The organism is Pseudomonas sp. SDO5215_S409 (assembly GCF_054071325.1).
Map to the genome: position 1 here is coordinate 1 of NZ_JBSVWN010000102.1, position 8,294 is coordinate 8,294.

Annotated in this window: 1 protein-coding gene; it reads right to left on the reverse strand. The window is 64.3% G+C overall.

All coding sequences use genetic code 11. The annotated features are described in order from the left end of the window. Positions 1-8,294 (reverse strand): amino acid adenylation domain-containing protein (locus tag ACW9H9_RS27775; protein ID WP_457346562.1); only part of this gene is annotated, 8,294 nt, incomplete at both ends.

Consider the following 8,294-nt stretch of genomic DNA (forward strand, 5'->3'; position numbering starts at 1 on the left):
CGACGACCATGTCCAGCCCGCGCTCGACGCAGATCGCCACGCGCGCATCCGGCTGCACACCGAGTTCACGCAGGTGGTGGGCCAGGCGGTTGGCACGTTCGTTGAGTTGGCGATAGCTCAGGCGTTGCTCACCCGCCAGCACCGCGACGGCGTCCGGCGTGCGCGCAACCTGGGCTTCGAACAGGCCATGCAGGGTCTGTTGCAGCGGGTAATCGCGGGCGGTGTCGTTGAACGCCACCAGCAATGTTTCGCGCTCTGCCGCCGGTAGCACCGGCAACTGTTGCAAGGCGGTACTCGGCGCGGTGTCCAGTGCGTCGACCAGGCTGTACAACGCCTGCTGCACATAGTCCACCACGCGCTGGGCATCCACCGCGATGGCTTGCACGTTCAGGCGGAAGCTTTCGCCTTGGTCATCCACGTTCAAGGCCAGCGGGTAGTTGGTGCGCTCTTCACTGGCCAGCGTCTCGATACCCACCCAGGCGTCGCGCGTCTGGTGCATCACACCGTCGCTGGCGCTGTGACGGTAATTGAGCATGGCACTGAACAACGGCGCCGGTGCCACCACGCCGCTGCAACGCTGGGCCAGAGACAGTGAAGCGTGCTCATGCCCCAGCAAGGCCGAGAGCCGTGCATGGGTGGACCGTACGCCTTCGCGCACGTTTTGCTCACCGATGTCGACCCGCAGCGGCAAGGTGTTGATGAACATGCCCAGTGCCCGGTCGGCCCCCTGGCCGCCTTGCATGCGCCCTACCAGCACCGTGCCGAACACCACGTCCTGCTTGCCGCTGACCGCGCCCAGCACCCGGGCATAAGCCAGGTGGAACAGGCTGGCGACCGTGACGCCCAGGGCCCGCGCCGCCGCGCGCAGGCGCAGGTTCAAGTCGGCTGGCAGGGTCTGGGTCACTTCGGCAACGGTGTTGCCGTCGCTCTGCACGTCTTTCAGGCCAAACGGCAGCGTTGGCTCATCGATGTCGCCCAGCATCTCGCGAAAGAACGCCTCATGCTCGTACTCGACATCGCCCAAGCGCGTCTGGGCGACGTAGTTGCGATAAGGCACCGCAGGCGCCAGTGGCTCGGTGGAGCCCAACAGGCTTGCGGCCATTTCCCAACTGACGACTTCCAGCGCCGTGTGGTCCAGTGCCATGTGGTGGAACAACAACACCGCCACGGTGCGCCCGTTGCGTTCATCGCGGGCATAAGCCAGGCGCATCAACGGGGCCTGGCTGACGTCGAGGCGATAGTGCCGCGCATCGAAACGCGCATGCAGTTGGCCCAGGATGTCGCCGTCTGCCGGGTCGAGCGTGACCTCCTGCACCGGCAGTTCGGCCTTGCGCCACACCACTTGCGCCGGGGTGCCGAGACCTTCCCAGACGATACCGGTGCGCAAGATGTCATGCCGGTCGACCACGTTTTGCAACGCTTGGGCGAACGCCTGCAAACGCTCCAGGCTGTCAAACGCGATGTGCGATTGCAGCAGGTACGGATCGCCCTGCTCCGCCGTGATGTGGTGGTACAGGATGCCTTCCTGCAACGGTGCCAGGGCATAAATGTCCTGCACGTTGGCTACGCCGCCCGGCACGCGGGAGACGATATGGTCGATGCTCGCCTGGTCCAGGCTGGCCAGCGGCAGCAGGTCGGGCGTGATGCGCTCACATTCAGGCGTAATCCGGTTGGCCGGTACGGCGACTTCACGCCCACTGCCCACGGCAGCCGCCAGTGCAGCCAGGGTCGGTTGCTTGAACAGCACGCGTACGTCAGCACTGAAATCGACCTGGCGCATGCGCTCGATCAAGCTCACCGCAAGCAGCGAATGGCCGCCCAGCTCGAAGAAGTTGTCGTGACGCCCCACCTGCTCGACCTTGAGCACATCGGCCCAGATCTGCGCCAGGGTGGTTTCCACCTCGCCTTGCGGTGCTTCATAACCGCGACTCAGGACCGCGTCCTGATCCGGCGCAGGCAGGGCCTTGCGATCGACCTTGCCGTTGTTGGTCAACGGCAGGCTGTCCAGGCGCACATAAGCGGCCGGCACCATGTAGTCCGGCAGTTGGGCGTGCAAATGGTCACGCAGCACTTCGATTTCAACCGCGTCGCGCTCGGTGAAGTACGCCACCAGGCGCTTGTGGCCCGGCTCGTCTTCACGCGCCAGTACCACCGCGTCCTTGACCTGCGGGTGTTCGCTCAGGCGGGTTTCGATCTCGCCCAGTTCGATACGGAACCCACGGATTTTCACCTGCTGGTCGTTACGGCCCAGGTACTGCAAGGTGCCGTCGGCGCGCCAGGCCACCAGGTCGCCAGTGCGGTACATCAGGCCGTGCTCGAACGGGTCGGCGAGGAATTTTTCTGCCGTCAGGTCTTCACGGTTCAAGTAACCCAGGGCCACGCCCTGGCCACCGATGTACAGCTCGCCGGTTACGCCCACCGGCACCGGTTGCTGATGGGCGTCCAGTACGTAAGTGCGGGTGTTACCCACCGGACGCCCGATGGGGATGCTGCCCTCGCCCGCTTCGGTGATCTCGTGAGTGGTGGAGAAGGTGGTGGCCTCAGTCGGGCCGTAGCCATTGAGCAAGTGCTGCGGCGCGCCGTCCTTGAGGACACGGGCGATCACGCTTGGGTCCAGCACGTCGCCACCCACAATTAGGTAGCGCAGTTGTGGGAACACCGGCAACAAGCCGTCGGCGTATTGATGGAACAAACCGGCGGTCATCCACAGCACACTCACGGCGTGGGTGGTGAGCACCTCTGCAAATGCCTGCTGCGATAGCAGCACATCATGATCGACCACCACCACCGCACCACCGTTGAGCAACGGAGCCCAGACGTCCAGGGTGCTGGCGTCGAACGCAGGGTTAGAGGCGAAGGCCACGCGGTCGCTGGCGTTGAAATCGGCATAGCCGTTGTTGATCACCAGGCGGCTGATCGCGCGGTGCGGCACCAACACGCCTTTTGGCGTGCCGGTAGAACCGGAGGTGTACATGATGTACGCCGCCGTCTCGGCCGATTGTTCAAGCGCCGGGTTGTGTTCGGGGGTATCGCTCAGATCGAGGGTGTCCAGGTCCAGGCGGCGGGCGCCTTCGGGGACTTCGATCGACGAGGCCGTCAGCAGCCATTGTGCGCCGCTGTCCTGAACCATGAAGCCTTGGCGCTCGGCCGGGGCATTGACGTCCAGCGGCACGTACACCGCTGCGCACTTGCTGATTGCCAGTTGGCTCACCAGCAAATCGATGGAGCGCGGCAGCAGGATCGCCACGCTGTCGCCAGGGGCAACACCCAGGCCGATCAAGTGATGGGCCAACTTGTTGGCGCGCAGGTTCAACTGCGCGTAGGTCAAGGATTGCTCGGCGTGCACCGCGACCACTGCCTGCGGGTTAGCTGCAACCTGGGACTCAAACAGTGCATGCACGGTGTGCGTGGCGGGGTAGGCACGGGCGGTGGCGTTGAACGCGACCAGTACTTGCTCTCGCTCAGCCCAAGGCAGGACCGTCAGCCCGTTGATCGGCGCGTCCGGTACCTGCTCCAGTGCCTGCACTAATTGTTCGACCGCGGTGTGCACGAAGTGACAGATGCGCTGTGCGCCCGCCTCTTCAAGGGTCAGCACGTTAAGGCTGAAACCATCGCCCAATTCATCGACGTTCAACGCCAACGGGTAGTTGGTGCGTTCCTCACCGCCCACCACGTCAATGCCGCGCCAGGCCTCTAGTGCTTCATCACTGACGCTGGCCGGCACGCTGTGGCGGTAGTTGAGCAACGCGCTGAACAACGGCGTCGGTGTGGCGACGCCACTGCAGCGCTGGGCCAGGGCCAGCGAGGCATGTTCGTGCCCCAGCAACGCGGTCAGTCGTGCATGGGTAGCCCGCACACTGGCACGTACACCCTGGCCCCCCACATCGATGCGCAGCGGCAAGGTATTGATGAACATCCCCAGTGCCCGCTCGGCGCCTTCGCCGCCTTGCATGCGGCCCATCAGCACGGTACCGAACACCACGCTGTCCTTGCCTGAAGCGGCGGCCAACACTTGGGCCCACGCCAGGTGGAACAGGCTGGCCGCACTCACGCCCAGTTGCCGCGATTGAGCGCGCAGACGCAGGCCCAGCCCAGCTTCCAGCGCCAGGGTGGCCTCTTCGACAGTGCTCGCATCGTTTTGTACGTCTTGCAGGCCGAACGGCAACGTCGGCTCGTCAATATCACCCAACAACTCGCGGAAAAACGCCTCATGTTCCTGTTCGCTGACGCCCAGGCGCGCCTGGGCGACGTAGTTGCGATAAGGCACTGGCTCGCCGAGCACGTGCGTGCCGCCCGCCAGGCTCGCTTGCATTTCATCACGGACTACCTCCATCGCGGTGTGGTCCATGGCCAGGTGGTGGAACAACAAAATGGCGGCTATTGGTGTGTTGGCCGATTCCTGGGCGTACACCAACTGCATCAAAGGAGCTTGTGCGACATCCACGCGGAATCGACGCGCGTCGAACCGTTCGTGCAACTGGTTCAGCACATCACCCTGCGCAGCGTCCAGCGCGATGGCCCGCACTGCCAGCCGGGCGTTGCGCCACACCACTTGCATCGGGCTGTTCAAACCTTCCCAGACGATGCCGGTACGCAAGATATCGTGACGATCGATCACCGCCTGCAACGCTTGGGCAAAAGCGTCGAGACGCCCCTTGTCGGCAAATCTGAACCGTGCCTGCAACAGATACGGGTCGCCCTGTTCGGCGCTCAGGTGGTGATAAAGAATACCTTCCTGCAATGGCGCCAGCGGGTAGATGTCCTGCACGTTGGCCGTACCGCCCGGCACGGTGGCCACAATGCGGTCGATGCTGGCTTGATCCAAGTTCGCCAGCGGTAGCAGCTCAGGCGTGATGCGCGTGCACTCGGCACTGATCAGATTGGCCGGCACCTTGACTTCCTGGCCGCTCCCGACGGCAGCAGCCAAGGCGACCAGGGTCGGCTGGCTGAAAAGGATGCGCACGTCGGCGCCCAGCCCGAGCAGGCGCATGCGCCCAATCAGGTTCACCGCCAGCAGCGAATGCCCGCCCAACTCAAAGAAGTTGTCATGACGCCCCACGCGCTCGACCTTGAGCACGTCAGCCCAGATCTGCGCCAGCGCCACTTCCACGCTGCCTTGGGGTGCTTCATAACCCCGGCTGAGTACTGCGTCCTGATTCGGCTCAGGCAAGGCCTTGCGGTCCAACTTGCCGTTGGCGGTCAGCGGCAGGCTGTCCAGGCGTACATACGCAGCGGGCACCATGTAATCCGGCAAGTGCCCTTGTAGCCAGTCGCGCAGGGTCTGGATCGCCAGCGGTTGGGTTTCAGTGAAATACGCCACCAGGCGCCCGTCGCGGGCCAGCACCACCGCTTCTTTGACCTCGGGGTGTTCGCCCAGGCGGGTTTCGATTTCACCCAGTTCAATCCGCACACCGCGAATTTTCACCTGGTCGTCATTACGCCCCAGGTAGTCCAGGGTGCCGTCGGCCAACCAGCGCGCCAAGTCGCCGGTGCGGTACATGCGCGCCTGCGGGTCACTGCTGAACGGGTCCTTGAGGAAACGTTCAGCGGTCATCTCTTCGCGGTTCAAGTAACCCCGCGCCACACCCGCGCCGCCGACATACAACTCGCCGGCCACGCCTTGCGGCACCGGTTGCAGTTGCGCATCCAGCAAATAGGCCTGGGTGTTGGCCACCGGTTTGCCAATGTGCAAGGTCTGCCCGGCTTCGATCACGCCGGACGTCGCCACCACGGTGGCCTCGGTGGGGCCGTAGTTGTTGACCAGGGTGAAGCGCTGCGCCGTGGTGAACTGACGCAGGCGGTCGCCACCGATCAGCAAGGTCTTGAGGGTCGGGTGCTGCAGCTTCTGGCTGAAAGCGTATTCGGCCACCGGCGTTGGCAAGAAGCTGACGTCCAGCGGCTGCGTGATCCACCATGCCAGCAGCGCATCGATGTCTTCATGACTCTGCTGCGCCGGTGGCAGATGCAGGGTCGCACCTACGCACAAGGCAGGCCAGATCTCCCAGGCCATGGCGTCAAAGCCAAAACCGGCGACACTGGAGGTATGGCTACCGGCATTCAGGTCAAAGGCCTCGCAATGCCAAATCACCAGGTTTTCCAGGGTGCGGTGTTCCACCATCACGCCTTTGGGCAGGCCGGTAGAGCCGGAGGTATAGATCACGTAGGCCAGGTTCGACGGGGTCAGGTCGGCAACGTCCGGATTGACGGTCGGGCGACGGTGCCACTGGTCGCTGTCCAGCTCGATCACCGGCAGTTCGTTGTCGCCCAGCAACTCGCGTGTGCTGGATTGGGCCAGTACCACCACGGGTGCGCTGTCTTGCAACAGATAGGCGATGCGCTCCTGAGGGTGGGCCGGGTCGATCGGCACGTAGCAGGCACCCGCCTTGAGGATGGCCACCAGGCCGACCAGGGTTTCCAGGCTGCGCCGCGCGCAGATCGCCACGCGATCATCCGGGCGCACACCCTGTTCGAGCAAGCGGTGCGCCAACTGGTTGGCACGCTGGTTGAGCTGCCGGTAACTGAGGTGCTGGTCGCCTTGACGAATGGCAATGGCGTCGGGTCGATGCGCCACTTGCGCTTCAAACAGGCCATGAATGGTCTGCCCCGCCGGGTAGTGAGCCGCGGTGGCGTTAAAGTCCACCAACACCGTCTGGCGTTCGGACGCCGAGAGGATCGGCAACCGGTTGAGGGCGACCTCTGGCGTGTGCTCCAACGCCGCCACCAGATGTTCCAGCGTCGCCAGCATCAAGTTGCAGATGCGCTGGGCACCGATCTCGCGAACGGCCAGGGCGGCCAGGCTGAAGCCCTCGCCCAGGTCATCCACGCTCAGCGTCAACGGGTAGTTGGTACGCTCCTGTGCAGCGAAGAACTCGATGCCTTCCCAGGCACGAGCATCCTGTGCCGCCGGGGAAATCCCGCTGTGACGGTAGTTGAGCAGCGCACTGAACAGCGGTTGCGGTGCGGCCACGCCACTGCAGCGTTGGGCCAGCACCAGCGGCGCATGTTCGTGACTCAGCAGCGCCGTGAGTCGCGCATGAGTGGCCAGGACACCGGCGCGGGCGCCTTGGTTGCCCACGTCCACACGCAGCGGCAAGGTGTTGATGAACAGGCCCATCGCCTGCTCGGCACCCTCGCCGGCCTGCAACCGACCCAGCAGGACGGTGCCAAATACCACGCTCTCAGCCGTGCAGATGCCAGCCAGCACCTGGGCCCAGGCCAGGTGGAACAGACTTGCGGCGCTCACGCCCAGTTGCCGTGTCTGCTGGCGCAGGCGTTGGCTCAGTTGTGGGTCGAGCGCCAAGGTGGCTTCGTGCAGTTCACTGCCATCGCCCTGCACGTCGTGGATACCGAACGGCAGCGTGGGCTCGTCGATGTCACCCAGCAGGTCGCGGAAGAACCCTTCGTGCTCCGCCTCACTGACGCCCAAGCGGGCCTGGGCCACATAGTTGCGATACGGCGTGGCGCTGGTCAGCGGTGCGGGCTGGCCTTGCAGGTGCAATTGCACTTCCTGGCGCAGTATTTCAAGGGCCGTGTGATCCATGACCATGTGGTGGAACATCAGCACGGCCAGCCAACGGTCATTCTGCGGGTCGGCGGCGCAGACGATGCGGATCAACGGCGCCTCGCTCAGGTCAAGGCGCAAATGGCGGGCGTCCAAGCGTGCACGCAACTGGTCCTCGATGGCCCCTCCCGCCGGGTCCAGCTCAAGCTCTTGAACCACCAGCCGGGCTTCGCGCAACACCACTTGCAGCGGCTCGGGGAAACCGTCCGACAGCACGGCGGTACGCAGGACGTCGTGACGGTTGATGACCTGTTGCAAGCCCTGGCTGAAATCGTCCAGGCGCTGGCGACTGCTCAGGCCGACCATGGCCTGCAATACGTAAGGGTCGCCCTGTGTAGAGGACAGGTGATGGAAAAAAATGCCTGCCTGCAGCGGCGCGAGTGGATAGATGTCCTGCACATTGGCCACCCCGCCTGGCACGCGTGCCACGATGCGGTCAATGGTGGGCTGGTCCAACGCCACCAATGGCAACATATCCGGGGTAATGCGCGCGCAATCGGCGCCGATGCCGTTGAGCGGCACCACCACCTCGGCACGCGTGTCGCCCAGGGTGGCGGCCAATGCGGCCAGGGTGGGTTGACCGAACAGGGCACGCACGTCGGTGTTCAAACCGGCCTGACGCATCCGGCCGATCAGGCTGACAGCCAGTAATGAGTGGCCGCCCAGTTCAAAGAAGTTGTCATGGCGACCCACCCGATCAACGTTCAACAGTTCGGCCCAGAGCCGCGCCAGG